Origin of the sequence: Sphingomonas phyllosphaerae (assembly GCF_036946485.1) — a bacterium.
GTDB classification, from domain to species: Bacteria; Pseudomonadota; Alphaproteobacteria; order Sphingomonadales; family Sphingomonadaceae; genus Sphingomonas; species Sphingomonas phyllosphaerae_E.
Genome location: NZ_JAQIJA010000005.1, coordinates 192,501 through 218,460 on the forward strand (window position 1 = coordinate 192,501; position 25,960 = coordinate 218,460).

The 25,960-nt window shown below is 68.5% G+C and carries 24 protein-coding genes (1 of these 24 running past the window's edge); 5 read left to right on the forward strand and 19 right to left on the reverse strand.

Annotated elements, in window-relative coordinates; translation table 11 throughout:
* The 3 genes from PGN16_RS09430 to PGN16_RS09440 form a co-directional block, all read left to right on the forward strand.
* On the forward strand, window positions 1–1,612 hold the 3' portion of the coding sequence (locus PGN16_RS09430) for a DUF3772 domain-containing protein (RefSeq protein ID WP_335309150.1). It extends 749 nt beyond the left edge of the window; 1,612 of the gene's 2,361 nt are visible here — the last part of the coding sequence; its start codon lies off the left edge, out of view; it ends in the stop codon at window positions 1,610–1,612.
* A 61-nt stretch (window positions 1,613–1,673) separates the two neighbouring features.
* Window positions 1,674–3,629: a putative bifunctional diguanylate cyclase/phosphodiesterase gene (locus PGN16_RS09435; protein WP_335309151.1), complete on the forward strand. Its 1,956-nt coding sequence runs from the start codon at window positions 1,674–1,676 to the stop codon at window positions 3,627–3,629.
* A 90-nt stretch (window positions 3,630–3,719) separates the two neighbouring features.
* Window positions 3,720–4,910, forward strand: a complete 1,191-nt coding sequence (locus PGN16_RS09440; RefSeq protein ID WP_335309152.1) for an MFS transporter — start codon at window positions 3,720–3,722, stop codon at window positions 4,908–4,910.
* Window positions 4,911–4,959: 49 nt separating this feature from the next.
* Here PGN16_RS09440 and PGN16_RS09445 read toward each other — a convergent pair whose 3' ends face one another.
* From PGN16_RS09445 to PGN16_RS09455, 3 genes are read right to left on the reverse strand one after another with little or no spacing between them, the layout of a single operon-like run.
* Window positions 4,960–5,751 carry a LysR family transcriptional regulator gene (locus tag PGN16_RS09445; protein ID WP_335309153.1) on the reverse strand — a complete coding sequence of 264 codons (792 nt, stop codon included), beginning with the start codon at window positions 5,749–5,751 and terminating at the stop codon, window positions 4,960–4,962.
* Between the two features lie 4 nt (window positions 5,752–5,755).
* Window positions 5,756–6,154 carry a Co2+/Mg2+ efflux protein ApaG gene (gene apaG / locus PGN16_RS09450; RefSeq protein ID WP_335310312.1) on the reverse strand — a complete coding sequence of 133 codons (399 nt, stop codon included), beginning with the start codon at window positions 6,152–6,154 and terminating at the stop codon, window positions 5,756–5,758.
* A gap of 14 nt (window positions 6,155–6,168) precedes the next feature.
* Window positions 6,169–7,374, reverse strand: a complete 1,206-nt coding sequence (locus PGN16_RS09455) for a trans-sulfuration enzyme family protein (protein WP_335309154.1) — start codon at window positions 7,372–7,374, stop codon at window positions 6,169–6,171.
* Between the two features lie 116 nt (window positions 7,375–7,490).
* Here PGN16_RS09455 and PGN16_RS09460 point away from each other — a divergent pair, with 116 nt between their 5' ends.
* Window positions 7,491–8,726 carry a glycosyltransferase family 39 protein gene (locus PGN16_RS09460; protein ID WP_335309155.1) on the forward strand — a complete coding sequence of 412 codons (1,236 nt, stop codon included), beginning with the start codon at window positions 7,491–7,493 and terminating at the stop codon, window positions 8,724–8,726.
* A 90-nt stretch (window positions 8,727–8,816) separates the two neighbouring features.
* On the opposite strand, the gene PGN16_RS09465 is transcribed toward PGN16_RS09460, so the two are convergent.
* From PGN16_RS09465 to PGN16_RS09525, 13 genes are all read right to left on the reverse strand, one after another.
* The gene (locus tag PGN16_RS09465) at window positions 8,817–9,911 is read right to left on the reverse strand and encodes a glycosyltransferase family 2 protein (protein ID WP_335309156.1); all 1,095 of its coding nucleotides are present in this window, start codon (window positions 9,909–9,911) and stop codon (window positions 8,817–8,819) included.
* 120 nt (window positions 9,912–10,031) lie between these two features.
* On the reverse strand, window positions 10,032–11,084 hold the full coding sequence (gene leuB, locus PGN16_RS09470; RefSeq protein ID WP_335309157.1) for a 3-isopropylmalate dehydrogenase: 1,053 nt from the start codon (window positions 11,082–11,084) through the stop codon (window positions 10,032–10,034).
* A 29-nt stretch (window positions 11,085–11,113) separates the two neighbouring features.
* On the reverse strand, window positions 11,114–11,845 hold the full coding sequence (recO, locus tag PGN16_RS09475; RefSeq protein WP_335309158.1) for a DNA repair protein RecO: 732 nt from the start codon (window positions 11,843–11,845) through the stop codon (window positions 11,114–11,116).
* Window positions 11,846–11,968: 123 nt separating this feature from the next.
* Window positions 11,969–13,888, reverse strand: a complete 1,920-nt coding sequence (uvrC, locus tag PGN16_RS09480) for an excinuclease ABC subunit UvrC (protein ID WP_335309159.1) — start codon at window positions 13,886–13,888, stop codon at window positions 11,969–11,971.
* Between the two features lie 297 nt (window positions 13,889–14,185).
* Window positions 14,186–15,991, reverse strand: a complete 1,806-nt coding sequence (locus PGN16_RS09485; RefSeq protein ID WP_335309160.1) for a DUF885 domain-containing protein — start codon at window positions 15,989–15,991, stop codon at window positions 14,186–14,188.
* A 247-nt stretch (window positions 15,992–16,238) separates the two neighbouring features.
* Complete coding sequence (locus tag PGN16_RS09490) at window positions 16,239–16,856, reverse strand: F0F1 ATP synthase subunit B family protein (protein WP_335309161.1); 618 nt, start codon at window positions 16,854–16,856, stop codon at window positions 16,239–16,241.
* On the reverse strand, window positions 16,849–17,343 hold the full coding sequence (locus PGN16_RS09495; RefSeq protein WP_335309162.1) for a F0F1 ATP synthase subunit B family protein: 495 nt from the start codon (window positions 17,341–17,343) through the stop codon (window positions 16,849–16,851). Before PGN16_RS09495 ends, PGN16_RS09490 begins: the two co-directional genes overlap by 8 nt.
* Before the next feature lie 60 nt (window positions 17,344–17,403).
* Window positions 17,404–17,631, reverse strand: a complete 228-nt coding sequence (locus tag PGN16_RS09500) for a F0F1 ATP synthase subunit C (RefSeq protein ID WP_019515901.1) — start codon at window positions 17,629–17,631, stop codon at window positions 17,404–17,406.
* A 41-nt stretch (window positions 17,632–17,672) separates the two neighbouring features.
* Complete coding sequence (locus PGN16_RS09505; protein ID WP_335309163.1) at window positions 17,673–18,461, reverse strand: F0F1 ATP synthase subunit A; 789 nt, start codon at window positions 18,459–18,461, stop codon at window positions 17,673–17,675.
* 26 nt (window positions 18,462–18,487) lie between these two features.
* Window positions 18,488–18,820, reverse strand: coding sequence for an AtpZ/AtpI family protein (locus tag PGN16_RS09510; RefSeq protein WP_335309164.1), 333 nt, complete (start codon window positions 18,818–18,820; stop codon window positions 18,488–18,490).
* Between the two features lie 332 nt (window positions 18,821–19,152).
* Window positions 19,153–19,524, reverse strand: coding sequence for a YdbL family protein (locus tag PGN16_RS09515; RefSeq protein WP_335309165.1), 372 nt, complete (start codon window positions 19,522–19,524; stop codon window positions 19,153–19,155).
* 9 nt (window positions 19,525–19,533) lie between these two features.
* Window positions 19,534–19,722, reverse strand: a complete 189-nt coding sequence (locus PGN16_RS09520) for a YnbE family lipoprotein (protein ID WP_335309166.1) — start codon at window positions 19,720–19,722, stop codon at window positions 19,534–19,536.
* Window positions 19,723–19,745: 23 nt separating this feature from the next.
* Window positions 19,746–22,817 (reverse strand): YdbH domain-containing protein, encoded by a 3,072-nt coding sequence (locus PGN16_RS09525; RefSeq protein ID WP_335309167.1) that lies wholly within the window; start codon window positions 22,815–22,817, stop codon window positions 19,746–19,748.
* A gap of 110 nt (window positions 22,818–22,927) precedes the next feature.
* Here PGN16_RS09525 and radC point away from each other — a divergent pair, with 110 nt between their 5' ends.
* Window positions 22,928–23,617, forward strand: a complete 690-nt coding sequence (gene radC / locus PGN16_RS09530) for a RadC family protein (protein ID WP_335309168.1) — start codon at window positions 22,928–22,930, stop codon at window positions 23,615–23,617.
* Window positions 23,618–23,620: 3 nt separating this feature from the next.
* Here radC and PGN16_RS09535 read toward each other — a convergent pair whose 3' ends face one another.
* The 3 genes from PGN16_RS09535 to pdxH are packed head-to-tail and all read right to left on the reverse strand — an operon-like array spanning window position 23,621 to window position 25,954.
* Complete coding sequence (locus PGN16_RS09535; protein WP_335309169.1) at window positions 23,621–24,415, reverse strand: PhzF family phenazine biosynthesis protein; 795 nt, start codon at window positions 24,413–24,415, stop codon at window positions 23,621–23,623.
* Between the two features lie 13 nt (window positions 24,416–24,428).
* The gene (locus tag PGN16_RS09540) at window positions 24,429–25,376 is read right to left on the reverse strand and encodes a cation diffusion facilitator family transporter (RefSeq protein ID WP_335309170.1); all 948 of its coding nucleotides are present in this window, start codon (window positions 25,374–25,376) and stop codon (window positions 24,429–24,431) included.
* Entirely contained in the window at window positions 25,373–25,954 is a 582-nt protein-coding gene (pdxH, locus tag PGN16_RS09545; RefSeq protein ID WP_335309171.1) for a pyridoxamine 5'-phosphate oxidase, read from the reverse strand. The genes PGN16_RS09540 and pdxH overlap by 4 nt, the downstream gene beginning before the upstream one ends.
* Between the last annotated feature and the right edge of the window lie 6 nt (window positions 25,955–25,960).

The window sequence follows — 25,960 nt, forward strand, 5'->3', positions numbered from 1 at the left end:
GGCACCATTTTTCGCCGTCACGCTGCTGATGGCCGGCCTGCGCTGGTCGCAATGGTTGCCCGCCGTCTGGGAGCCGATCGCGGACGATCTGACGATCGCTGCCACCTACGCCTTCTTCGCGTCGTCGGTCACCGGCGCGCTGCTGTTGCGTGGCCAGCCGAGCTGGCGAGTCGCGCCGATCGCCGACGATGTCGCCACCGAATTGCGCCCCTATAGCTGGCTGCTCGCCGCAACCGCCTTCGTCAGCTACATGCTGGAGCGCACGAACGTCGAGATCGGGATCAGCCCGGCGGCACAAAGCGCGACGCAGGTGCTGGAGATCATCCTCCATCTCGTGGTGCTCGCCGGCGCCTTGCTGGCGCTCGGGCGGTTGCGCGCGAACCGCGCCGAGGAATCGGCGACCGCGCCGGCGCGCGCCGGACTGGGCGCGGCGGCATTGCTCGCCTGGGTGGTGGCGCTGGCCACGCTGGCGGCGCTGCTCCTCGGCTTTCTCGGCTTCGCGCTCTTCACCATGAAGCTGGTCGGGTGGAGCATCGTCCTGGCGACGGCCACGTATCTCCTGATGGCCGCGGCCGACGATCTGGCCGTGACGCTGTTCGCGCGCGACAGTACGCTCGGCCGGGCGGTGTCCCGTGGATTGGGTCTGCGCGGCGCGGTGGTCGACCAGTTCGGCGTGCTGCTGTCCGGCGTGACGCGCGTGACGCTCGCCCTGATCGCGCTGGGGCTCTTCTTCGTGCCGTTCGGTGCGGGCAGCGGGATCGGCACGTTGGTCGCGCGGATCGGATTGCTCGCACAAGGCGTGCAGGTCGGCGGCATCGCGGTGTCACCGGGCGCGATCGTGCGCGGCGTCGCGGTGCTGTTCATCGGGCTGACCCTGGTGCGCGCGTTCCGCCGCTGGCTTGAGGAGAAATACCTGCCCGCCACCGATCTCGACGGATCGGCGCGCAATTCGGTGGGGCTGGTCGCCCGCTATGTCGGCATCGCGCTGGCGGTGATCTGGTCGCTCGCCTCGCTGGGGATCGGCATCGAACGGATCGCGCTGCTGCTGTCGGCGCTGTCGGTCGGGATCGGGTTCGGGCTTCAGGCGATCACGTCGAACTTCGTCTCGGGGCTGATCCTGCTCGCCGAGCGGCCGATCAAGATCGGCGACTGGATCCGCGTCGGGGCCGACGAGGGCGACGTGAAGCGGATCAGCGTCCGCTCGACCGAGATCGCACTGGCCGACCACTCGACCCTGATCGTTCCGAATTCCGAGTTGATCACCAAATCGGTGCTCAACAAGACGCTGGCCGGGCCGCTCGGTCGCATCCAGGTGCAGTTCTCCGTCCCGCTGGAAACCGATGCCGACCGCGTGAGCGCGATCGTGGCGGACACGTTCGCGCAAGAGGCCGAGGTGCTCGACGATCCCGCGCCGAAAGTGTTCGTCGATTCGATCGCGGACGGCCGGATCTTCTTCAACTGTTTCGCGCATGTCGCGTCGCCGCGCGTCGCCTATGGGACGCGTAGCGCGATCCTGACCATCCTGCTGCGGCGGTTCCGCGCCGAAGACATTGATATCGGGACGATGCCGCAACGCATGGAATTGATCGGAGGCCAGCAAATCTCCTCTTAGCCTCTTGTTAACCTTTTAGCGTTAATATCCGATCCGGGGTATTCAAACGCGGGGGACGCGCGTGCGCGGAGGGAAATGCTGGCGGCTGTATCGCTGGTATGCCGACCTGGGGAGCGATCCGCGACTGGCCGTCGCGCAAGCCGTGTCGCTGCAACGGCAATTGCCCTTCCTCTACGCCTTGCTGCTCGTCAACTCGCTGGCGATCGTGGTGACCCACCGGCACGCCGCGCCCTTCGCGATCAGCACGACGATCCCGCTTTGCCTGTTCACGCTCAGCAGCGTGCGGCTGCTCCACTGGTGGCGCCGCGCGCACTGCGCCGACCATGTCGACGCCGAGGCCGCGCGCCGCCGGCTGCGGATGATCACGCTGCTCGGCACGTTCCTGGCGGCCGCCTATATCGCGTGGTCGATCGCGCTGCTCGGTTACGGCAATGCCATCCAGAAGGCGCACGTGATGATCTACGTCACGACCACCGCCATCGGCTGCATCTTCTGTCTGGGCGCCTTGCCACAGGCGGCGTTGCTCGTCGGATTGATCGTGATCCCGACCTTCATCGGTGCGTGCCTGGCGCGACAGGACACGATGTACACCGTGATCGCGGTGAACGTCGCGCTGGTGCTGATCGTGCTGCTGCATGTCCTGTTCAACAACTTCGATCACTTCCGAAAGCAGGTGATCGCGCAAACCCGGCTCGGGCGCCAGCACGACGAGCTGATCCGCCTGAACCACGACAACGAACGGCTGGCGCATACCGACAGCCTCACCGGCCTGCCCAATCGCCGCCGCTTCCACGACGACCTCGCCGAACTGGTCGCCAGCGGCGAGACGGGGCCGTTCGCGGTCGGGCTGCTCGATCTGGATCGGTTCAAGCCGGTCAACGACACGTTCGGCCACCACGTCGGCGACATCCTGCTGGTCCAGTTGGCGGAACGGATGCGCCCGATGCTGTCGGGGGGCGCGAGCATCTACCGACTGGGCGGCGACGAATTCGGCGTGCTCGTCCCCGGCAACGTGCGGACGGCGGCGATGGTCGGCGCGCGGCTGTGCGCGGCGCTCGAAGAGCCGTTCGCGATCGGCGAGCTGACCGTCTCGGTCGGCGGCTCGCTGGGCATCGCCCAGTTTCCCGACGTCGGGCAGGTCGCCACCGAATTGTTCGATCGTGCCGATTATGCGCTCTATCACGCCAAGCGGATGCAAGGCGGCGGGTTGTGCATCTTCACGCCCGATCTGGAAAGCGCGATCCGCCGCGACCGTGCGATCGAGGCCGCGTTGCAGGCGTGCGTCTTCGACGAGGAACTGCACCTCTACGGTCAGCCGATCGTCGGCGCGCGCACCGGACAGGTCGAGGCGATCGAACTGCTCGCACGCTGGCGCAGCCCGCTGGTCGGCGAGATCGCCCCCAGCGACTTCATCACCATCGCCGAGCGGTCGACCCTGATCCACGGCATCACGCTCGCGATGTTCCGCAAGGGGCTGGCGGCGGCGCGGCTGCTACCGTCCGACATCGCGCTGTCGTTCAACATTTCGGCCTGCGACCTGCATTCGCCCGCGACGCTGGCCGCGATCGAGCGTGAACTGCTCGCGTCGGGGGTGGCGGCGTCGCGGATCTGGATCGAGGTCACCGAAACCGCCGTGATGCGCGATCCTGCTGCGGCGGCGCGGGTGCTGCAACGCCTGCGGCGCCTGGGGATGAAGGTCGCGCTCGACGATTTCGGGACCGGCCATTCCAGCCTCAGCAACCTTCACCAGCTACCGCTCGACAAGGTCAAGATCGACCGCAGCTTCATCAACGATCTGCAGGCGCAGCGCGGCTGGGCGGTCGTGGAGGCGATGGTCGGCCTGTGCCGTGCACTGTCGCTCGAATGCGTGGCGGAGGGCGTGCAGACCGCCGAACAGCTCGAGACGCTGCTGCGGATGGGGTGCGAGCATATGCAGGGCTTTCTGTTTACCGAGCCCCTGCCTGTCGCCTTGCTGCCCGAGGCGGTTCGTATCATCGGCCGCCGCGCCGCCGCCTGATCGCGCCGGCCTATCGACGGGACGGCGCGTGCCGCATCACGGCGAGATGATCCCTTTCCCCTGATGACACAAGGCTCTACCGCGCCCGCGATGGTGCGTCCCCTCCCCCCTGGCTATCGGCTGCTCGCGGCCTTCTCGCTGGCACATGCCGGGGTGGTGATCGGCTACCTGCCGTTCCTGTCGCTGCTGCTCCCGCTCAAGGTCGATGAACTGGCCGGCGACGCCCGGATCGGCTGGCTGACGGTGGCCGTGGTGCTCGGCGCGGGCATGGCGAGCGGGGCGAACATCTTCTTCGGCTGGCTCAGCGACCGTCATTATGCGCGGGGCGGCGGGCGGCGCGGCTGGATCGCGGGCGGGCTGATCGCACTGACGGTCAGCTATGCGGGGATCGCGCTGGCCGCGCAGCCCGCGACCCTGATCGTCGCGGTGCTGGCGTTCCAGCTTGCGGTCAACGCCGTCCTCGCGCCGATGATGGCGATCATGGCCGACGAAATTCCCGACGATCAGCGCGGCTTGGCCGGCGGCTTGCTGGCGATCGGCCCGCCGGCGGCCGGGGCGGTGTCGGCCCTGCTCGTCGCCGATCCCCACTGGAACGACGCCGCAAGGTTTGCCTTGATCGTCGGCCTCACACTGGCGACGGTCGTGCCGCTGCTCGCGATCCGTCGACCACCGGTCCCCGCCGCGCCCGTCATGCGCGACGCCGCACCTGCCCACCGTTTGTGGGTGGCCAGCCTCTCGCGATTGCTGGTGCAACTCGCGGGCGGCGCGCTGTCGCTTTACCTGCTCTATTACTTTCAAAGCATCGTCGGCGCGGTGCCGCCTGCCACGCTGGCGGCGCGGGTCGGCACGCTGCTGACGATCAGCTACATCCTTCCGCTCCCGGTCGCGGTTTTCGCAGGACGGTTGTCCGACCAGGCGGCACGCCGCACACCCTTCCTGTTCGGCGCGGCGATCGCGGCGACGCTCGGGCTGCTGGCGATGGCCACGCTCACCCATCCGATCGGCGCGGCGATCGGTTTCCTCGTCTATTCGGTCGCCGCGGCGGTGTTTCTTGCGCTGCACCAGGCATTTGCGGTGCGCCTCCTCCCCGATCCGCGCCATCGCGGCCGTGATCTGGGCATCATCAACCTGTCGAACACCGTGCCGTCGTTGCTCGGCCCGCTGCTGACCTGGGCGCTTGCCACGCCGGGCGACTTCACCCCGCTGCTGCTCGTTCTCGCCGCGCTGACGCTGGCAGGCGGCGTGCTGATCCTCCCGCTGCGGCGGGGCAAACGCAGGTAGGTCGCGTTCCATTCCGCCGTTGCGAGCGCAACGCGGCGGGACACCGAGGCTAGCGTCCGAGCGTCTCGACCAGCACCTGCACCTTGCGCTGCCGCCATTGCGGGGTCGGCGCGACCAGCCAATAGCCCATCCGCGATGGCTGTGCTTCGCCGACCACCACCACCCGCCCCGCGGCGATGTCGCGCGCCGCCAGCATCTCGGGCACCGTGGCGCGCCCCAGTCCGGCCGCGGCGGCGTCGATCGCCAGCCCGGCGTCGCCGACCCGCACCTGCCCGGCGCTGTCCGGCTCGGGCGCGCCGGGCCACAGGATCACGGTGTCCGCCGCCCCTTCGGCGCGCGCGACCGTTACCAGCCCCTCGCTCTCGATCGCCTCACCCTCGTGGGTACCCGGGCCCTCGCCCCAGCGGATCGCGAGGTCGAGGTTCGCCTCGGTGAAATCCATCCCCTCGTCCGCGGCGACCAGCACGAAGCGCAGATCGGGGTCGGCGGCCGCGATCTCGGCGAGCCGCGGGAGCAGCCATTTCTCGGTCACGTCGCGCGGGGCGGCGATCGTCAACGACTTGGACGATTGCCCGGCCTGCATCGCGCGCACCGCTTCCTCGAACTCGAGGAACGCCTGTCGCAGCGGCGCGAGCCCCGCCTCACCCTCCGGGGTCAGCTCCAGCCCCTTGGTGGTGCGGCGGAACAGCACGACGCCGAGCGTATCCTCGAGCGCGCGGATTTGCTGCCCGACCGCCGCCGGGGTCACCGCCAGCTCGTCGGCGGCGCGGGTGAAGGACAGATGGCGCGCCGCCGCATCGAGCACGCGCAAGCCGTTGAGCGGAAGGTGGGTCCGCTTCACTGCCTTACTCCGCCACCGCCGGCGCATGGAGCGCGAAGCGCGGGATCGCGACGTCGAACACGCGCCCGTCCTCGGCGACCATCCGGTAGCTGCCCTGCATCGCGCCGCTCGGCGTCGCGAGCGGACAGCCGGAGACGTAATCGTAGCTGCCCTCGGGCTGGATCACCGGCTGCTCGCCGACCACGCCCTCACCCTCGACGGTATGACGCGCGCCATTGCCGTCGGTGATGATCCAGTGCCGCGTCAGCAATTGCACCGCGCCCGCGCCATCGTTCTCGATGCGGATGTGATAGGCCCAGAACCACCGCCCGCGCCCCGGCTCCGACTGTTCGGAGAGATAGCTGACCGAGACGCGGACGGTGACGTCCTCGGTCGTGGCGGCATCGGTGAACAACGCCTCCATGCCGGTGGCGGTACTCACAATCCGACCTGCCCCAAGGCACGGTCGAGATCGTCGATCAGATCCTGCGGATCCTCCAGCCCGACGTTGAGCCGGAGCAGGCCCTCGGTCACGCCCATTTCGGCGCGAGCCTCTGCGGAGACGCCATAATGGGTCGTCGACGCGGGGTGCGTCATCAGCGAGCGCGAGTCGCCGATGTTGTTCGAAATGTCGATCAGCTCCAGCGCGTTGAGCAGGGCATGGGCCTGCACGCGGTCGGCAACCTCGAACGCGAAGATCCCGCCGACCGCGCTCATCTGCGACATGGCGAGGTCGTGCTGCGGGTGGCTCGGCAGCCCGGGGTGGAGGATGCGCGGGACGCGGCCTTCGAGGAAGCGTCCGACCGCCAGCGCATTCTCCGACTGGCGGCGGATACGCAGGTCGAGCGTTTCCAGCCCCTTGAGCACCACCCAGGCATTGAACGCGCTCAGCGTCGGGCCGGTGTTGCGCGTGAACGGCAGCAAGGTGTTGTCGATGAAGTCCTGCGTCCCGCACACCGCGCCGGCGAGCACGCGGCCCTGCCCGTCCATCATCTTGGTCGCGGAATAGGCCGTCACGTCCGCACCGAATTCCATCGGCCGCTGGAGTGCCGGCGTGGCGAAGGCATTGTCGACGACGCTGGTGATCCCGCGCTCGCGCGCGATCCCGCACACCGCGCGCAGATCGACCACGTCCATGGTCGGATTGGCGGGGGTTTCGAAGAAGAAGACCTTGGTGTTGGGGCGCACCGCATCCTCGAACGCCTGCGGATCGCGCGCGTCGACGGTAGTGCTCTGGATGCCGAACTTCGGCAGCAAGGTATCGACCAGCCAGCGGCACGAGCCGAACGCCGCGCGCCCCGCGACGACGTGATCGCCCTGTTGCAACTGGCAGAGCAGCACCGCGGTCATCGCCGCCATGCCGGTCGCCATCGTCCGGCACGCCTCGGCCCCCTCCAGCAGCGCGATCCGCTGTTCGAGCATCTCGACGGTCGGATTTTGGAGTCGCGAATAGGTCATGCCGGTCTGTTCGCCGGCGAAGCGCGCCGCCGCATCCTCGGCGCGATCGTAACAATAGCCCGATGTCAGGAACATCGCCTCGGATGTTTCGCCAAATTCCGATCGGGCGGTGCCGCCGCGAACCGCGAGGGTCGCAGGGCGCCAGTTCTGGGTGATCGAACGATCCTGTCCGCTATGCCGCTTCATGCCTCCGCTTAGCCTCCGCGCCCCCGCCAGAACAAGTCAAACCGTCATCGCCCGGGCTTGTCGCCGCGGCCCGCCTGTCGCAAGCCCGCGCAGGGCGTGGCGGAGGATTGGCAGCGGTGACGAGGTTCGAAGATCGACGGGCAAAGCCGCGGCTGCTGATGCTCGGCATTGCGCTATCGAGCTGGCTGTTCTTCGTCTTTCGCCTGTCGGTGCCGGCCAAGCCGGTGTTCGACGAGGTCCATTACCTTCCCGCCGCGCGCGCGCTGCTCGCGTTGTCGGGGCCGACGAACATCGAACATCCTTTGCTTGCCAAGGAGTTGATCGCAGCCGGCATCCATCTGTTCGGCGACGTGCCGTTCGGATGGCGGATCGCCTCGACGCTGGCGGGCAGCGCCACGGTCGCGGGCGTATTCGCGCTGACCCATTTGCTGACGCAGCGTATCCGACCGGCGCTGCTCGCCACGACCTTCGCGTTGCTCGGCTTCACGATCTACATCCAGGCGCGGATCGCGATGCTCGACACGTTCATGGTCGCATTCCTGATCTGGGGGATCGTGTTGCTCAGTTCGGCGATCCGCGACGGCAGCGTCGTGCGATGGTGTGCGGGCAGCGTGCTGATGGGGCTCGCCACCGCGTGCAAATGGGCCGCCGCGCCCTATGTCGGCGCGGCAGCCGTCACCTTCGTGCTGATGCGCCGCGAACGGCCGCAGCGTTGGCCCGGGCTCGGCACCGTGCCGGCGCTGGCGCTGCTCGGCGGATTGTCGGTGGCGAGCTACTTCCTGACCTTCGCGCCCGCGTTCTTCTACGCCAATGACGCGCTGACGCTGCACACGCTCCCGCACTTCCAATGGGACATGTACCTGCGCCAGACGCAGAAATTGCCGCCGCACACCTATCAATCGACGTGGTGGACCTGGCCGCTGATGATCCGCCCGATCTGGTATCTGTATGAGCCGGTCGACGGGGCGCAGCGCGGCATCCTGCTGCTCGGCAATCCGGCGGTGATGTGGGGCGGGCTGGTCGCGGTGCTCGCCTGCTATCAGGCGTGGGTGCGGACCGGCGCGGCGCGGCTGCTTGCCCCCGCCGCGCTCTGGACCTTCTCGGTGGCGATCTTCGCGATCATCCCCAAGTCGCTCGGCTTCTATTATTACTACTATCCGTCGAGCGTGCTGCTGTGCGTCGCGCTGGCGGTGGCGATCGATCATCATCGCGCCGCGCTCGGGCGGTGGGTCGAGCTGTTCCTGCTGCTGGTGTTCGCACTGTGGCTGTACTTCCTGCCGGTGCTCAGCGCACAGGCGCTCGCCAATCCGGCGGCGTTCCATCGGTTTACGTGGTTCAATAGCTGGGTGTAGTTCTCACCCAAAGCCGTTCGTGCTGAGGAGGCATTGAGCCTGTCGAAATGCCGTCTCGAAGCATATGCCCTTCGAACGGAAGTGGAGAGTTCACCGATACCGCCCCCACGTAAACCGCGACGACAGCGCGTAATTCCACACCGCGCCGACCAGCACGCCGAGCAACGCCGACGCCGCCCATGCCCCCTGCCGCACGTCGTGGAGGAACGCCGCGACCCCGACGTTCGCCACCGCCCCGACCGCGCAGACGAGGCAGAACGCCACCCAGCCATCGAGCAGCGCGCGCGCGCCGCGCAGCCGCCGGTCGCGATAGGTGAGCGCGTTGTTTAGGAAGAAGTTGAACGTCATCGCCGCAAAGGTCGCGACGATCTGGCCGGTCAGGAACGACAACCCGGCGGCGACGTAAAGCAGCGACAGCACGCTCATATGCACCCCCGCGCCCAATGCCCCGATCATCGAGAACATCGCGAAGCGCACCGGCACGACGCGCCCGAGCCGCCGGTCGTAGAGCGCGATCAGATATTCCATCGCCACGACATGATCGAGCTTGCTCTCCCCGACTGCGCGGGTGCGAAACACATAGGGCAGTTCGACGAAGCGCAAGGGTCGTGGCGAAGCGCCGATGATGTCGAGCAGGATCTTGAAGCCGATCCCGCCGAGCTGCGGCACCAGCCCGCGCAACACCTCGGTGCGGATCGCGAAGAAGCCGCTCATCGGATCGCTCAAGTCGGTATGCACCACCCGCGCCGCGATCCGCGTCGCCAGCGCCGATTTCGCGACCCGATCGCGGTCCCACTCGCCGGTCCCGCCGCCCGCGACGAAGCGCGACCCGATCGCGAGATCGAGCGCCGGGTCGTCGCGCAACGCGGCGACCATCTTTGGCAGCAGCGTCTCGTCATGCTGGAGGTCGCCGTCCATGACCGCGACAACCGGTGCGGCGGTTGCGCACATCCCCTCGATGCAGGCGCTCGACAGCCCGCGCCGGCCGATCCGCTGGATGACGCGGACGCGCGGGTTCTCGAGGGCAAGATCGCGGGCGATCTGTGCGGTGCCATCGGGGCTGTCGTCGTCGACGAACAGAACCTCCCAGTCGAGCCCGTCGAGCGCCGCCGCCAACCGCGCGACCACGGCCGCGACGTTGCCGCGCTCGTTGAAGGTCGGGACGATGACCGCGAGGTCGAGCATCAGCGCCGCTTCGTCATTGCGAGCGTAGCGAAGCAATCCAGCGCCGGATCAGGACGCCCTGGATTGCTTCGCTACGCTCGCAATGACGTGTCATCTTTGCTCCGGTGGTTGTTGGTGCGCCTACAGCGCCGCCAGCACCGCATCGCCCATCGCGCGCGTCGTCGCGGTGCCACCCAGATCGGGGGTACGCGCGCCGGTCGCGAGCGCCGCCGACACCGCCGCCTCGATCCGGTCCGCCGCGTCGCCGGCGTCGAGCGAATGGCGCAACATCATCGCCGCCGACAGGATCGCCGCGCACGGATTGGCCTTGCCCTGCCCGGCGATGTCGGGCGCCGATCCGTGGATCGGCTCGTACAGCCCCTTGCCGTGCGCATCGAGCGACGCCGAGGGCAGCATCCCGATCGACCCGACGCACATGCTCGCCTGATCGGAGAGGATGTCGCCGAACAGATTGCCGGTCACGATCGTGTCGAACGCGCCCGGGTTACGGACGAGCTGCATCGCGGCATTGTCGACATACATGTGCGTCAGCTCGATCTGCGGGTATTCGGCCGCGACCTCGATCACCACGTCGCGCCACAATTGCGAGGTTTCCAGCACATTGGCCTTGTCGACCGAGCAGAGCTTGCCGCGCCGCTTGGCCGCGGTCTGGAAGCCGACATGCGCGATGCGGCGGACCTCGCTTTCGTCGTAGCGCATCAGGTCGTGACCCTCGCGCAGCCCCGCGTCGGTGGTGCCGCGGCCCTTGGCGCCGAAATAGACGTCGCCGTTCAGCTCGCGGACGATCACCAGATCGATCGCATTCGCCACCTCGGGCTTGAGCGTCGAGGCGTCCTCCAGCCCGGCGAACATCTTGGCGGGGCGAAGATTGGCGAAGGTCGTCAGGTTCTTGCGCAGCCCGAGGATCGCCTGTTCGGGACGCAGCGCGCGTTCGAGCGAGTCGAACTCGGGGTCGCCGACCGCGCCGAACAACACCGCGTCGGCGCGCTTGGCCAACGCCAGCGTCGCCTCGGGAAGCGGATGGCCGCTGGCGCGAAAGCCCGCGCCGCCGACCGGCGCCTCCTCGAACACCAGCCCGAGATCGAGCGCGTCGAGCACGCGCCGCGCCTCGGCGGTCACTTCGGGGCCGATCCCGTCGCCGGGCAGGATTGCGATGAGCTTGCCGTGTGTCATGGCCGCACCGCATGGCGCGCCCGCGCGCGTCACGCAACCGCCCTCTTCAATCGTTCGACCAGCCGCGCGCGCGCCGGCAACGGATCACGGCGGCGTTCGAGCAGCACGTCGCGTGCGAGGAAATGGCCGGTGATCGCCAGCGCCTCAAGCACTTGCGCGCCGTCCGCCGCCCCGCCGTCGCGCAGGAACGCGGGCAGCGGGAACAGCCGCGCCTCATATCCCGCCGCCGCGCCGCGCGACACCGCCGCGCCGCTCTTCGGGCTGACGAAGGCGAGGTCGTCGGTGGCGCCGGTCGCGACGCACGTCGTCAGGTCGAGCCCGAAGCCGAGTTCGGCGAGCACCAGCAGTTCGTAGCGCGCCATCGCCGCCGCCCAGCCGCGCGCGCTGGGGGCCGCTTCAATCGCGTCGAGCACGCCGCCGAGCGCGTCGTAGAGATACGGGTAAGGCTGCGCCTCGGGGAGCGCCGCGGCGGTCAGCGCGGTCAGCCAGTCGAGCCCCGCCGCCGGGAGCGCCGATTCGTGGAGCGCCGCGCGGCTGTGCACCAGTTCGCAGGTCAGCGCGGCAAGTTGCTCCTCGGTCCGCGCGCGCCACTCGCCGCGGATGAGGTTGCCCGGCTGGAGGACCGGGCGCAGCCCGCGCGCATGGCCGCCGCGGACGTAGCCGGGACGGACGCCATCCTCGCGCGTCAACGCCCGCGCCACCGCGCCATGCTCGCCGTGTGCGCGGACCGAGAGCAGGATCGCGTCGGCGGTCAGGTGCATGAGGATCGGGGCGCGGCACTCCCCTCACCCGTCGCCCCGGACTTGATCCGGGGCCCCGCTTCTTCTTGCAGGCGATGGGAGAAAAAAGCGGGGCCCCGGATCAAATCCGGGGCGACGAAGCGCTCACTTCGCATGATAGAAGTCGTACACCTGCTGCGCGACCGCGGCGCTGACCCCCGGTGCCTTGCGCAGATCCTCCAGCGAGGCGTTGCGCACCGCGCGGCCGGTGCCGAAGTGCATCAGCAACGCCTTCTTGCGCGCCGGGCCGATCCCCGGCACCTCGTCGAGCGGGCTCGCGCCGATCGCCTTGGCGCGCTTGGCGCGGTGCGCGCCGATCGCGAAGCGGTGAACCTCGTCGCGCAACCGCTGGAGATAGAACAGCAGCGGCGCATTGACCGGCAGCGTAAGCTCGCGCCCGTCCATGAGGTGGAAGACCTCGCGCCCCTCGCGCCCGTGGTGCGGCCCCTTGGCGACGCCGACCAGACAGACGTCCTCGATCCCGAGATCCTCCAGCACCGCCTTGGCCGCATTCAACTGCCCGCGCCCGCCGTCGAGCAGCACCAGATCGGGCCACGTCTCGCCGTCGCGATCGGGGTCTTCCTCCAGCGCGCGCGCGAAGCGGCGCGTCAGCACCTCGCGCATCATCGCATAATCGTCGTCGGTCGCGGCCTGTTTGATGTTGAACTTGCGATACTGGCCCTTGCGGAAGCCCTCCGGCCCGGCGACGACCATCGCGCCGAGCGCATTGGTGCCCTGAATGTGGCTGTTGTCATAGACCTCGATCCGGTCGGGCGGGTCGCCCAGCTCGAACAGCTCGGCCAGCTCGCGATGCAGCCGCGCCTGCGTCGTGCTTTCGGCAAGGCGACGCTCCAGCGCTTCCTTGGCATTGCGGGTCGCCTGATCGAGCAGCCGCTTGCGTACCCCGCGTTGGGGCACGGTCATCTCGACCTTGCGCCCGGCCTGTTCCGACAGCGCCTGCACCAGCACCTCGGCGTCGGGTAGCACGCGATCGATCAGGATCGTCCGCGCCGGCGGCACCTCCTCGTAGAATTGCGCCATGAACTGCGTCAGCACCTCGTCCTCGGGCACATCGGCGGTGTGCGCGGGAAAGAAGCTGCGGTGACCCCAATTCTGCCCGCCGCGGATGAAGAACGCCTCGATCCCGATCAGCCCCTCATGGCACGCGAGCGCGAAGATGTCGGCGTCGCCGACCCCCTCGGCATTGATGAACTGCGTGCCCTGGATGAAGGTCAGCGCCTTGAGCCGGTCACGCAGGATCGCGGCCAGCTCGAAGTCCATGTTCTCCGCCGCCGCCTGCATCTGCGCGCCGAGCTTGGCCTGCACGTCGGTCGCCTTGCCGGCGAGGAACTTCTTCGAATCGCTGACCAGTTCGGCATAGCCTGCCTCATCGATCCGCCCGACGCACGGCGCCGAGCAGCGCTTGATCTGGTACAGCAGGCACGGCCGGTCGCGGGTCTTGAAGAAGCCGTCGGTGCACGACCGGAGCAGGAACAGCTTTTGGAGCGCGTTGAGCGTGTTGTTGACGCTCCCTGCGCTGGCGAACGGGCCGTAGTAATCGCCCTTCGCGCGCCGCGCGCCGCGGTGCTTCTGGATGCGCGGGAACTGGTGATCGGCGCGCAACAGGATGAACGGGAACGATTTATCGTCGCGCAGCAACACGTTGTACGCGGGGCGGTAGCGTTTGATGAGCTGCGCTTCGAGCAGCAGCGCCTCGGCCTCGTTGTTGGTGGTGACGATCGTCATCGACCGGGTCTGCGCGACCATCCGCTGGAGCCGCTTGGGCAGCCGGTCGACCTGCACGTAACTGCCGACGCGGTTCTTCAGCGCGCGCGCCTTGCCGACGTACAGCACATCGCCCTTGGCATCGTGCATCCGGTAGACACCGGGCTTGAGCGGCAGCGTCTTGAGCACGTTGCGGATCGCCGCCACCCCGCCTTCCAGATCGGGCGCATCGGCGCCGCGGATCGCGTAGGTGGCCTTTTCCTCGTTGAAGCGGTCGGGGGGGCCGTAGCTGCCTGTCATCACCCGCGATCTAGGAAGTGCGGCGGGGTGGGGCAACGGGGAGAGCGTCGCCCCTGCGCAGGCAGGGGCCTATGTCTCTGTCGTGCGTCGGAGAGTGTGACACAGGGAACGTGCTGCGTGTGTCAGACCGACCTCGTCAATCGACAGACATGGGCCCCTGCCTGCGCAGGGGCGACGGCTTTACGTGGCGGTCCAGCTCCTATTTGTCGCCCCGGACTTGATCCGGGGCCCCGCTTCTTCTCCGCAACCAGAGTAGAAGCGGGATCCCGGATCGAGTCCGGGATGACGGTAGAAAGCTTACTTGCCCCCCGCCTTCACCCAGTCGGCGATCTTCTTCTCCAGCACCGGCATCGGCAGCGCGCCGGTGTCGAGCACCTGCGCATGGAACGCGCGCGGATCGAAGCGCGCGCCGAGCTGCTTCTGCGCATCCGCCTTCACGCGCGAGATCGTCAGTTGCCCGATCTTGTACGCCAGCGCCTGCCCGGGGATCGCGATATAGCGCTCGACCTCGGCGGTCGCGTCGGTGCGCGACATCGGCGAGTTGGCGAGCATATACTCGATCGCCTGATCGCGCGTCCAACCCTTGGCGTGGATGCCGGTGTCGACCACCAGCCGCATCGCGCGCAGCATCTCGTCGTTGAGCCCGCCCATCCGCTGGTACGGATCGGTCTCCATCCCGAGCTGCGGCCACAGGGTTTCGGAATAGAGCGCCCAGCCCTCGACATAGGCGGTGTTGCCGCCGAAGCGCATGAACGCGGGCAGCGCGTCATTCTCCTGCGCGAGGCTGATCTGGAAGTGATGCCCCGGCACCGCTTCGTGGAGGTAGAGCGTCTCCATCTCCCACATGTAGCGCGTCGGCAGATCGTAGGTGTTGTAATAGAAGACGCCGGGGCGCGAGCCGTCCGGGGTGCCCGACTGATAGGAGCCGCCGGCGTCGGTCTTCTCCTTGAACGCCGGCACCGGGCGGATCTCCAGCCGGGTCTTGGGAATCAGCGAGAATTGCTCACGCACGCGCGCATCGACGCGGCGGCCGATCGCCTCATAGCCTTCGCGGAGCTGGGCTGCCGAGGACGGCTGGAAGCGCTTGTCGGTGCGCAGGAAGGTGAAGAATTCGGGCAGCGTGCCCTTGAAACCGACCTTAGCCTTTTGCGTCTCCATCTCGCGGGTGATCCGCGCGACCTCGGACAGGCCGAGCTTGTGGACCGCATCGGCCTTGAGCGGCAGCGTCGTGTTCGATTCGATCAGATAATCGTAGAGCTTTGCGCCGCCCGGCATCGCCGACAGCCCGACGCTGTCGCGCGCGACCGGCAGATACTCGTCCTGCAGGAAGGTGCGCAGCCGCTGCTGGACCGGGTTGAGCACCTCGCTGATCTGGCGCGTATAGGCAGCGCGCAGCCGGGTCTGGTCGGCGGCGGGGATCGCGGCGGGGAAGGTCTTGACCGGACCGTAGAAGGGCGACGCCTCGACACCACCGGCGAGCAGGTTGTCGAGCTGGCCGATCATGTTGCGGACCACCAGCTTAGGCTGGACGATCCCGCTCTTCATGCCCTCGCGGAAGCGTGCGATCGCGGCGTCGATCTGCGCGGCATATTGCGCGTTGCGCTTCAGGTTGTTGTCGTAATCGGCGACGGTCTTGAACGGTGCCGCGCCCTGCCCGGACGCCAGTTCGGGGTAGAAGGTGTGCAGCCCGAAGAAATGGTCGAGCGGGCGGACGATCTGCACCGCGATCAGATCGGGTGCATAGCCGCGCAGGTTCAGCTCGGCCTGCTGTTTGAAGACGTCATAGGCGATCTGGTCGACCGGGGTGAGCTTGGCGCGGTCGATCGTCGCGAGCGTCGCGAGATCCTGCCGCGTCGCCGCTTCCTCGGCGGCGAGATGCGCGTCGGAGAAGAAGTCGCCGAGCTGGTCGGCGTAGCGCATGTCGCCGCGGAACAGCGCCTGCACCGGGTTGCGGCGCAGGCTGCCCTCGTCGCTGTCATGGAAGAGCTGGCGGAGCCGCGCGTCGGCGCTGGCGGGCGCGGTGCTTCGTGCGGCAGGTGCCTGCGCGATGGTCGGCGCGGCGACCGAGGCGAGCAGCAAGGCGGCGGTGATCGAGAAACGCATCATGGGCTTCCTTCGGGTCGGACGGCACTCGCCTGACGCGTCATTGCGAGCGGAGCGAAGCAATCCAGGGCCGGACCAGGACGCCCTGGATTGCTTCGCTCCGCTCGCAATGACGGATGAAGGTCTCTTGTCAACGCGGTATCGCCACGGCTGCGGGCAGACAGGGAAATTGCCCGCTCAAAGGCCCGCTAATACGAAAACGGGCGCCATTGGCGCCCGCTCCGTTCCGTCCTCGACAACCGTCAGCTCAGTTGAGGCGCCCGACGCCGGAAATCGCGCGATCGACCAGCGCGCGGTCGGCGCCGGCATCGTGGCGCTCGGCGATCAGTGCCGCAGCGGCGGCGGTCGCCGCTTCGGCGGTGCGCGCGCGGACCTCGGCAATCGCGGCGCGCTCGGCGGCGGCGATCTTGTCCTCGGCCATGCGCGTGCGACGCTCCATCAGCGCCTCGGTATCGCGCTTGGCCTTGGCGAGGATCTCGGCGGCCTCGTGATGCGCATTGTCGCGCATCTTGGCCGCGTCAGCCTCGGCACCCCGGGCGCGCGCGGCATATTCGTCGCGCAGCGCCTCGGCTTCCTTGCGGAGCGCGGCGGCCTCGTCGAGCTGGTGGCGGATCTCGCCGATGCGCTTGTCGAGCATCGCGCCGATCGCCGCCGGTACCTTCCACACGACCATGCCGATCAGCACGACCAGTGCGGCAATGCCGACCCAGCCGGTGTCGTTGAGGCCGAGCGCGGTCGGCGCGGCGTGCGACTCGCCGTCGCCCGCGCTGGTGCCGGCGTGGATGCCGCTGCCGTTCGCCATGTCCTGATGCTCGAGCGGCTGCGCTTCGAGATCCTGCGCCAGCGTGGAAGAGGGATTAGCCATGATTCAGCTGCCTGCGGACCGCCTCGTTGGCGGCGTCCGTGGGGACCGCGACGCCCGACAGGCGCTGCACCAGCTCCTGCGCGGCTTCGGTCGCGATCGTCTGTACGTTGACCATCGCCGCCGCCTTGGCGTTGCCGATGGCGACATCGTGGTGTGCGATACGCTCGGCCAGATCGGCGTCGGCGCTGCGCAGCTGCGCCTCGGCGGCGGCCTGCGCCTTCGCCTTGGCGGCAGCGACCTCGGCCTGCGCCGTGGCGCGCGCCGCGTCCATGTCGGCGTTCCATGCCGCCTCGGTCCGGTCGGCCTCGACCCGTGCCGCCTCGGCACTGGCAAGGTCCTGCGCGATCTTCGATTCGCGCAGCTCCATCACGCCCTGCACCCTGGGCACCATCATCTTGCCGATCCCGAAATACAGGATGCCGAAGGTGATGAGCAGCCAGAAGAGCTGCGAGGCGTAGGTGGCGGCGATCTGACTGATTTGAGGCATGGTGATCCGCTTCCTAGGTCAGCCCCGCCCGACGCGGGCGGAGCCATGTCGTCGGCGTGGTTACGCGACGAACACCAGGATGATCATCGTCACGAAGGCGAGCAGGCCCAGAAGCTCGGCACCGGCAAAGCCGATGAACAGGCGGCCCTGCTGGCCGTCGGCGGCACCCGGGTTGCGCAGCGCGCCTTCGAGGAAGGCGGCGAACACGTTGCCCACGCCCAGCGCGGCAATGCCCATGCCGATCGCGGCGAGACCGGCGCCGAGCAGCTTGGCGGCGTTTGCGTCCATGATAATAACTCCCGTTGAAACTCAGTGGTGGAAAAGGAAACTCAGTGCAGGTTGACCGCGTCGTTCAGATAGACGCTGGTCAAGAGCGCGAAGACATAGGCCTGGATCGCCGCGACCAGCAGCTCCAGCAGCGTGATGCCGATCATCAGCACGAAGCTGGGCAGCGACACGATCGCGATATAGCCCGGCCCGAGATTGATGCCGTTGATGACGAACGCCGCCAGCACCTTCAGCAGGATGTGCCCCGCGGTCATCGCGACGAACAGTCGCAGACCCAGCGAGAACGGGCGGACGAGGAAGCTCAGCAGCTCGACGACGAAGATCAGCGGGATCATCGGCAGCGGCGTGCCGTGCGGCACGAACAGGCTGAAGAAGTGGAAGCCGTGCTTGCCGAAGCCGACGATCAGCACGATCGAGAAGCTGATGATCGCCAGCACGCCGGTGACGGTCAGGTGGCTGGTGATCGTGAACGGGTGCCAGCCCGGCACGATGCCGACCGGCATCAGGCCCAGCACGTTGGCGAACAGGATGAACATGAACAGCGAGAAGACGTAGGGAACGAAGCGCTTGCCCTCCGGCCCGACGTTCGAGGTCAGCATGTTCTGGACGAAGCCGGTGAAGCCCTCCACCGCCGCCTGCCAGCGGCCGGGCACCAGCTCGCGCTTCATCCCGCCGAGCATGAACAGCCACAGCGCGACCAGCGTGATGACCATCCACAGCGCCGAATTGGTGAACGACAGATCATAGCCGCCCACGATCCAGGGCCGACCGAGCACGGGCTCGATCAGGAACTGGTGCATCGGATCGATCTTGCCGCCTTCTGCCGCCACTGCGAGGTTCCCGTTTCTCACATACGTCAAGCGCCCGGATCGCCCGGGCGCCTGTTCGTCAACCGAATGATTTGCCTGAACGCCACCGCGATTCCGAGGAACAGCATGACGATCAGCCCCCACGGCGCGGTGCCGATCCAGCGGTCGATACACCAGCCGATCAGCGCCGATCCGACGAGACTTCCGATCAGGGCGGCGAGCACGCGGTTGCCGAGCGAATACCCTGCATCCGCGTCGCTGCGTACCGTTCCCTGCCGAATCGCTTCGTCCCGGCGCGCCTGTTCCAGTCGACGATCGAGCTGGGTCAGGCGCGGGTCGTCCGCGTCGTGGAAATCCCGTCCGGAACCGTTCTCCGCCACGCAGCCACCCTCACCCTGGTTTTTTCTCGCCGGGGACAAGGGTGCGCGCAAGCGGCGAGCAGCCCCGCCAAGGCCCGGTCCGGTTAGACGGGGGGTTAAGGGGTGTCAACCGTTGCGAACACCGGCGGATGGGAGGAACCACCCTCGCCGTCGCTCCTGCACTCCCCTCACCGTCGCTCCTGCGGAGGCAGGAGCCTATGGCTGTGTCGTACCGGGAGACCCTTGACACAAGGAGGCCGGCGCATGTGTCAGACCGCAGCGATGAACGGTACAGACATGGGCCCCTGCCTGCGCAGGGGCGACGGCGTGGAACGAAACCGCCTCCCCTACCGTCAGACGCAGCGCGGATCGCGCTGGGGAGCGCCGGCGCCGCGCGTCTGCCACGATCCATCCGGCGCGCGATATTTCTCGCCCGGCTTGGTCTGCGCGATCAGGTTGCAGCCGCTGGTGAAGGCGAGCTGCTCGACCGTCGCGCCCGACGCCTGCGCCTTTTGCGTATAGGCCGCCTTGCGCTGGATGTTGATGTTGCTGACCAGCGCGCGCAGCGACGCCGATCCGCTGCCGACCACGCCGAGATAGCCGTCGGGCTGCTCGCCGACCTCGCCGGCCGCGCGCGCGGCGGCATAGGCCGGATCGCGCTGCGCCCAGGCGGCGACCGGCACCGCGACCGCGGCCAGCGCGGCGATCAGGACAAGGCTCTTCATACGCATGGCTTAGAAAATCCCCGGATTCTGCTGGATCAGCGACTTGGCGTCATTGTCGAGACGGTACACCACTTCCTGCGTCACGTTGATGTTGAGGTTGATCTGGATCGGCTTGTCGGGCGCGGAAATGTTCACGCACCCTCCCAGTCCGCCGGCCAGCGTCAGCATCGCGATCAGGGCATAGGTCGTGGGGCGCATCGCGTTCGTCAATCCTGTTGCCGTCATGGTACATTCTCGCTTGCGGGCGGCTGAACGCCCGTCTTCCGGTTCTGCTCGTCGATCAAGGCCTGCAGGTTACGCTTCACCAGCCGCTGCGGATCGTAGAAGCTCGCCGCCGAATCGATCAGCCCACGGAATGGTGCGCGGATCGTGATGTTGAAGCGGATCGGCAGGCGGGTCAGGCGGCGGAGCAGGAAATTGCTCTTCGCGCCTTCGCCCTGCTTGATCCCGGTGAAGCTGACGCCGGTGACCATCTCCCCCGCCAGTGGCCCGTTCATCTGCACGTCGAGGCTGCGATAGGTCAGCGAGCGCAGTGACTGGAAGGCGAGATTGCCCCAGAAGCCGAGATCCTTCTCGGTCAGCTCGCCCAGATAGGCGATCGATCCGCCGCCCTCACGCGCGGTCAGACGTCCGTCGGCGATCCGCCCGCCCTGGTCGTCGAAGATCATCGGCAGCACGCCGTCAAAGGTGCCGGTGGCGTTGAGATTGGAGAAGTCGAACTGTTGCAGGAACTTGCCGGCATCCATCCCATCGACCCGGAACGTCATCCGCCGTGCGGCGTCCGATCCGAAATCGAGCGTCGTCGGATCGAGCGTCAGCGTGCCGCCGGCGAACGGCCAGCGCGCGGTCTCGACCTGTACCTTGAGGTCGGGGAGCAGCCGGTAAACGATCCGCCCGTCAGTGACCGCGATGCCCGGATTGATCGAGGTCACCGTCGCGACCTGATCGGGGGCGCTCACCAGCCCGAGCAGGTCGGTGAAGCGGATCGTCCCCGCCAGCCCCGTCACCGGCCCGAAGGCGGCGGCGAGGTTCATCGCTTCGGTCGAAAAGGTGCCGGTGCTGTCGACACCCTGCGGCGTCCAGCGGATGTCGCCCTGGCCCCGCATCGTCCCCGCGACATCGGCGATCACCCCGAAGGTGAGGCGGGTGAGCAGCTCGGGCTGGAAGCCCTTGGCGAAGGTGATCCCGGGCACCGTCAGCTTCGCCGCGCCGCTGCCGGTCGACAGTCGATGATCCATCGCCACCCGGGCGACCGGCGTGCTGGTGGTCGGCTCGACCAACTGGCCGGTCGCGCGGATCGAATCACCATCGAGTGCGAAGGCGATGTCGCGTGCTGCCATCGGCTGGAAGCGTGGTGCCGCAGCGGTATCGGCGACGCGCATCGCACCGTCCAGTACCAGCCGCCGCCCGTCGAACCGCCAATTGCCCTCCCCCGCGCTCATCAGCAGCGGCACGGTCCCGACCTGCCCGCCGCCACCCGCGAACGTGCCTCGTGCGCCGCCGCCGGTGACCGTTCCGGCCAGCCGTGCCGCCACGATGCGGGTCGTACCGATCACGGTGGCGACATCGGTCAGCACGAAGCCGCGATCGGCGAGCGCCAGCGTCGCGCCGCCGGCGTCGAACCGGAACGCCGATCCGCCCAGGGTCCCTTCAAGACGGGTCGCGCCGAGCCGCGCCCCGCCACTCACCCCACCGGGCGTCACCGCGACCAGCCCAGCGCCGGTCGGGCACAGCCGCAGCGCGCCGCGGTCGAGCGTCAGGCTGGAGATCGACAGCCGCTCGAACCCGATCGGTGTGCAATCGCGGTTGACCGTCAATTGCCCGCGCCGGTCCCACAAGGCGGCGACGGGCACGCGCAGCCGCTCGACCCGTCCGCCGGCCAGCGGCCCGCTCACCACCGCTTCGGTCGTGATCCGCGTCGCGCCGCCGCCGCCGGTCCTGAATAGCACCGGCGCCAGGGCCAGCGCCGCGCCATCGCGTGCATAAGGAGCGATATCCGCCGTCCCGTTGATCGCCGCGCCGGGCGCTGCCTGCGCGAGGCGGATCGTCGCGCCGGGGAGCCCGCCGCCGCCGAGCGTGATCCGCCCGGCAAGCTGCACCCCGGCCGGGTGCCCGATCGTCACCGCGCCGTCGTCGAGCGTTGCGCGCACACCCGTGGCGGCGGTCACCGTGGCGCGCTCGATCGTCAGCAACGTGCGATCGCCAGTCGCCAGCGCCAGTTCCGCCGCGACCTGCATGTCACGACTGGCACGCGCCGCATCGCGCGCCGCCCCCGCGAGCAACGGCGTCACGGGCAGCCCCGCCGCCCCGTCACCGAGCGTCGCGATCGCGCGCTGGCGGGTGGCGGCCAGCGCGACATGCTGCGCGGTGAGCCGCCCCGACAGTGTCGCGCGACCATTGGCCAGCCGCCACTGACCATGCCAATCGGTCGCGCCGCTGGTGACCGCCACGGTCCGCACACCGTCCACCATCGCGGTCGCGATGCCGGTCGTACGGTCGGCATCGCCGCGAAAGCGTGTCGCCAGATTGACGTTACTAAGCGTCGCCGCCGCGGTTTCGACGCGCGCAGCCGTCAATTGCGTCCGCCCGAACCAACGATCGAACTGCGGCGACAACCCGAGGTCGAGGTCGCCGGCCAGCGCCCGCGCCGCCGCACCGTCGCAGGCGATCGCGGCCGCGCGCGCCGGTCCGGCGACCCGCGGGGCGGTCGCGGTGATGCGCAGCGCCATATCGGCCTGCAGCGCGTCGATCCGGCATCCCGCGACCGCCAGCCCCGGTGCGGTCGCCGCCAACCGCCCGCGGAACCCGTCGTTGAGCCGTCCGCGCCCGCTCAAGCGCAGCCCGGCCGCGCCATAAGGCGTGTCGAGCGCGATCCGCGCCTCCGTGACATCGACGTTCAAGGCCGGCAAGGCGAATGGCCCGCCCGACGATTCCGGCAACAGGCGATCGATCGCGCCCAGCGACAGCTTGCCGTCGCGCAGCCGCGCCGCGATGCGGACATGCCCGGCGCGCACGCCGATCAGCTTCGGTCCCGACAGCGTCAGATCGGTCTGCGTCTCCACCCAATCCGCGACCAGATCGGGGCGCGCCGGATCGCCGATCACGACATCGGTCAGCCGCTGCCGTCCCAGCCCCAGATCGGCGATATGGTAGCGCGCCGGCACGCCCTTGGCCGACAGTTCCTTGTCGATCACCCGCGTCGCGATCGGCACGCGCGACAACCACAGCCCGCCGCCGGCCGCCAGCGCCAGCACCGATACCGCCACCGCCATGCGCCGGGCCGCGTCGCTCACACGCGCCCTGTCGGTTTCTGGCCTGCGTCGCTCATGCTTTCGCCGTCATAGGGCAGCGCGCGCGGCACACGCAATTGCGTGGCGCGCCGAACCGACCTAGGCCGACGCGCATGGCCGACGACGAGACGCGCGCGCTGGATGCGAAGGGGCACCGCGCCCGACTGCGTGCGCGGCTGCTGGCCGATCCCGACGGCCTTCTCGACCACGAACTGCTCGAATATCTGCTCGCGCTCGCGATCCCAAGGCAGGATACCAAGCCGCTTGCCAAGATACTGCTGCGCGAATTCGGTGGCGTGGCGGGCGTGTTCGCCGCCGACCCCGCCGCGCTCGCGCGCGTTCCCGGCATGGGCGAAACCAGCACCGCGGCGGTCCGCATCGCGCACGCGGTCGCGATCCGGCTGGTCCGCAGCCGCACCCGTGCGGCACCGATCCTGTCGAACTGGCAGGCGCTGTCCGATTATCTTCATGCCGATATGGCGCACGACATGGTCGAACGGTTCCGCGTCCTGCATCTAAATACCCGCAACATGCTCGTCCGCGACGAGGTCATGGCGCGCGGCACGATCGACGAAGCGGCGGTGCACGTCCGCGAGGTGATCAAGCGCGCGCTCGATTTCGGCTCCGCGGCGCTGATCCTGGTCCACAATCATCCGTCGGGCGATCCCTCGCCCAGCCGGGCCGATATCGACATCACCCGCGCGATCGTCGCCGCCGGAAAACCGCTCAACATCGCGGTCCACGATCACCTGATCGTCGGTCTGAACGGTCAGGTCAGCCTGCGCGCCAAGGGGTTGATCTGACGATCAGGGCAGCAGGAAGACGCCTTCGATCGTGGTGACGCAGGTGCCGCTGAGCACCACGCGCCCGCCGTCGAACCGGCAGCCGAGCCGTCCGCCGCGGGCGCTGGCCTGATACGCAGAGAAATCGTCACGTCCCAGGCGCTCCGCCCAATAAGGCACGATCACCGCATGGGCGCCGCCGGTGACCGGATCCTCCGGGATGCCGAACGCCGGGGTGAAGGCGCGACTGACGATGTCGGTCGTGTCGCCGGGGGCGGTGACGATCACCAGCAAGCGCCCCTCCTGTTCCAGCGCGCGTTGGTCCGGGTTGCAGGCGCGCACCTCAGCCTCATCGGCGAGCACCGCGACCGCATAGCCGCCGTCGTGCCACAGCGTCTCGTGCGCCGTGACGCCCAGCGCGGCGACGACACCGGGCAGGTCGCGCGGCGCCGGGGTCAGGGCCGGGAGCGCCAGGGCATAGCCCGCGCCGTCGCGCGCGACCTCCAGCACGCCCGACTGCCGCGTCGCGAAGCGGACACGCGCGCGATCGGGATCGGAGGAGAGCACGACATGGCCGCTGGCAAGCGTCGCATGGCCGCACAGCGCGATCTCCGCGGCCGGCGTGAACCAGCGCAATTCATAATCGGTCGCGCCGCTGGAATCGGGGACCAGAAAGGCGGTTTCGGACAGGTTGTTCTCCTGCGCGATCGCCAGCAACGTTGCGTCGTCGAGCCATGTCGGCAGCGGCATCACCGCCGCCGGATTGCCGCCGAACGCCTGCTCGGCAAAGGCGTCGACCTGGGTGAACGGGATGCGCATCGTCGGCGGCTTTCTACAGGCGTTTCGAGAACCAGTGCGGCGTGACGTCCGCCTCGACCAGCGGATTGTCGGTGTCGACATGCCCCTCCGGATCGAGGTGGATCAGCGTTTCGACGCGCGGGAAGGTATCGCGCAGCGCACGCTCGACCCGCTCGACGATGTCGTGCGCGGCGCGCACCGACAGGTCGGCATCCACTTCCATATGGAATTGCGCGAAATCATGGCTGCCGGCGCGCCGGGTGCGGAAATCGTGGATGCCGCGGATACCGGGCTGACGCGCGGCGACCTCCATGAAGGCCGCGCGTTGCGCCTCGGGCCACTCCTTGTCCATCAGCATATCGATCGCCTGGCTCGACGCCTGAAAGGCTCCGAACGCCAGCCAGGCCGCGATCGCGATGCCGAACACCGGATCCGCGCCGGAGATGCCGAGATATTGATCGAGCACCAAGGCCGCGATCACCGCGACGTTGAGCAGCATATCCGACTGATAATGGACGTTATCCGCCATGATCGCGACCGATCCGGTCTGGCGGATGATGCTGCGCTGATAAGCGAGCAACGCAAAGGTGGCGACGATCGCGGCGATCGACACGCCGATCCCCAGCCCGGCATCCTCGTTGGCGACCGGATCGGAGAAGCGCCGGATCGCCTGCACGGCGATCCCGATCGCCGAGGCGGTGATGAGCACCACCTGGAACAGCGCCGCCAACGCCTCCGCTTTGCCGTGACCGAAGCGATGATCGTGGTCGGCAGGCTCGGCCGCGAGCTTGACGCCGTACAAGGTGACGAGGCTGGCGAGCAGGTCGAGCGCGGTGTCGGCAAGGCTGCCCAGCATCGCGACCGAACCGGTGTGCCAGGCGGCATACGCCTTCACGATCAACAACGTGCACGCCATCGCCACGCTCGCCAGCGCGGCGCGCATCGCGAGCGGGACAATGCGGCGGCGTTCGTCGCGGGTCATGGGAACAGCAATCCTTCGCGCCACCCGCCCCGACCATCGGGGGTGAAAATGCGCCGTTCGTGCAGCCGATGGGCGCGGTCGTGCCAAAACTCGAAATGGTCGGGCGTGACGCGATAGCCACCCCAATTGGGCGGGCGCGGCACGTCCTGCCCGTCGAAGCGCGCCTTCACCTCCTCGAACCGCGCCTCGAAGGTGGCGCGATCGTCGAGCGGCCGCGATTGCTCCGAGGCCCAGGCGCCGAGCTGCGAATCACGCCCGCGCGTTGCAAAATAGGCGTCACTTTCCTCATCGGTGGCGTGATTCACCACGCCCTCGATCCGGATTTGGCGGCGCAGAGACTTCCAGTGAAAGAGCAGCGCCGCCTGCGCATTGGCGGCCAGGTCGCCCGCCTTGCGGCTGCCGCGATTGGTGTAGAAGACGAACCCGTCAGGCCCATGCCCCTTCAACAGCACCATCCGCACCGACGGACGCCCATGCGCATCGGCGGTTGCGAGCGCCATCGCGTTCGGATCGTTCGGCTCGCTGTCGCGCGCCTCGGCGAACCAGCGGTCGAATAGCGTAAAAGGATCGTCGGCCATGCCGGC

What these genes read in the sequence shown, in the direction of transcription:
- PGN16_RS09500 (WP_019515901.1), bottom strand. Translation starts at nt 17,631, where the DNA reads ATGGACGCAAACGCCGCCAAGCTGCTCGGCGCCGGTCTCGCCGCGATC.
- PGN16_RS09535 (WP_335309169.1), bottom strand. Translation starts at nt 24,415, where the DNA reads ATGCGCATCCCGTTCACCCAGGTCGACGCCTTTGCCGAGCAGGCGTTC.
- pdxH (WP_335309171.1), bottom strand. Translation starts at nt 25,954, where the DNA reads ATGGCCGACGATCCTTTTACGCTATTCGACCGCTGGTTCGCCGAGGCG.
- PGN16_RS09485 (WP_335309160.1), bottom strand. Translation starts at nt 15,991, where the DNA reads ATGCGTTTCTCGATCACCGCCGCCTTGCTGCTCGCCTCGGTCGCCGCG.
- leuB (WP_335309157.1), bottom strand. Translation starts at nt 11,084, where the DNA reads ATGACACACGGCAAGCTCATCGCAATCCTGCCCGGCGACGGGATCGGC.
- PGN16_RS09440 (WP_335309152.1), top strand. Translation starts at nt 3,720, where the DNA reads ATGGTGCGTCCCCTCCCCCCTGGCTATCGGCTGCTCGCGGCCTTCTCG.
- PGN16_RS09495 (WP_335309162.1), bottom strand. Translation starts at nt 17,343, where the DNA reads ATGCCTCAAATCAGTCAGATCGCCGCCACCTACGCCTCGCAGCTCTTC.
- PGN16_RS09455 (WP_335309154.1), bottom strand. Translation starts at nt 7,374, where the DNA reads ATGAAGCGGCATAGCGGACAGGATCGTTCGATCACCCAGAACTGGCGC.
- radC (WP_335309168.1), top strand. Translation starts at nt 22,928, where the DNA reads ATGGCCGACGACGAGACGCGCGCGCTGGATGCGAAGGGGCACCGCGCC.
- PGN16_RS09490 (WP_335309161.1), bottom strand. Translation starts at nt 16,856, where the DNA reads ATGGCTAATCCCTCTTCCACGCTGGCGCAGGATCTCGAAGCGCAGCCG.
- apaG (WP_335310312.1), bottom strand. Translation starts at nt 6,154, where the DNA reads ATGGAGGCGTTGTTCACCGATGCCGCCACGACCGAGGACGTCACCGTC.
- PGN16_RS09520 (WP_335309166.1), bottom strand. Translation starts at nt 19,722, where the DNA reads ATGCGCCCCACGACCTATGCCCTGATCGCGATGCTGACGCTGGCCGGC.
- recO (WP_335309158.1), bottom strand. Translation starts at nt 11,845, where the DNA reads ATGCACCTGACCGCCGACGCGATCCTGCTCTCGGTCCGCGCACACGGC.
- PGN16_RS09515 (WP_335309165.1), bottom strand. Translation starts at nt 19,524, where the DNA reads ATGAAGAGCCTTGTCCTGATCGCCGCGCTGGCCGCGGTCGCGGTGCCG.
- uvrC (WP_335309159.1), bottom strand. Translation starts at nt 13,888, where the DNA reads ATGACAGGCAGCTACGGCCCCCCCGACCGCTTCAACGAGGAAAAGGCC.
- PGN16_RS09540 (WP_335309170.1), bottom strand. Translation starts at nt 25,376, where the DNA reads ATGACCCGCGACGAACGCCGCCGCATTGTCCCGCTCGCGATGCGCGCC.
- PGN16_RS09465 (WP_335309156.1), bottom strand. Translation starts at nt 9,911, where the DNA reads ATGCTCGACCTCGCGGTCATCGTCCCGACCTTCAACGAGCGCGGCAAC.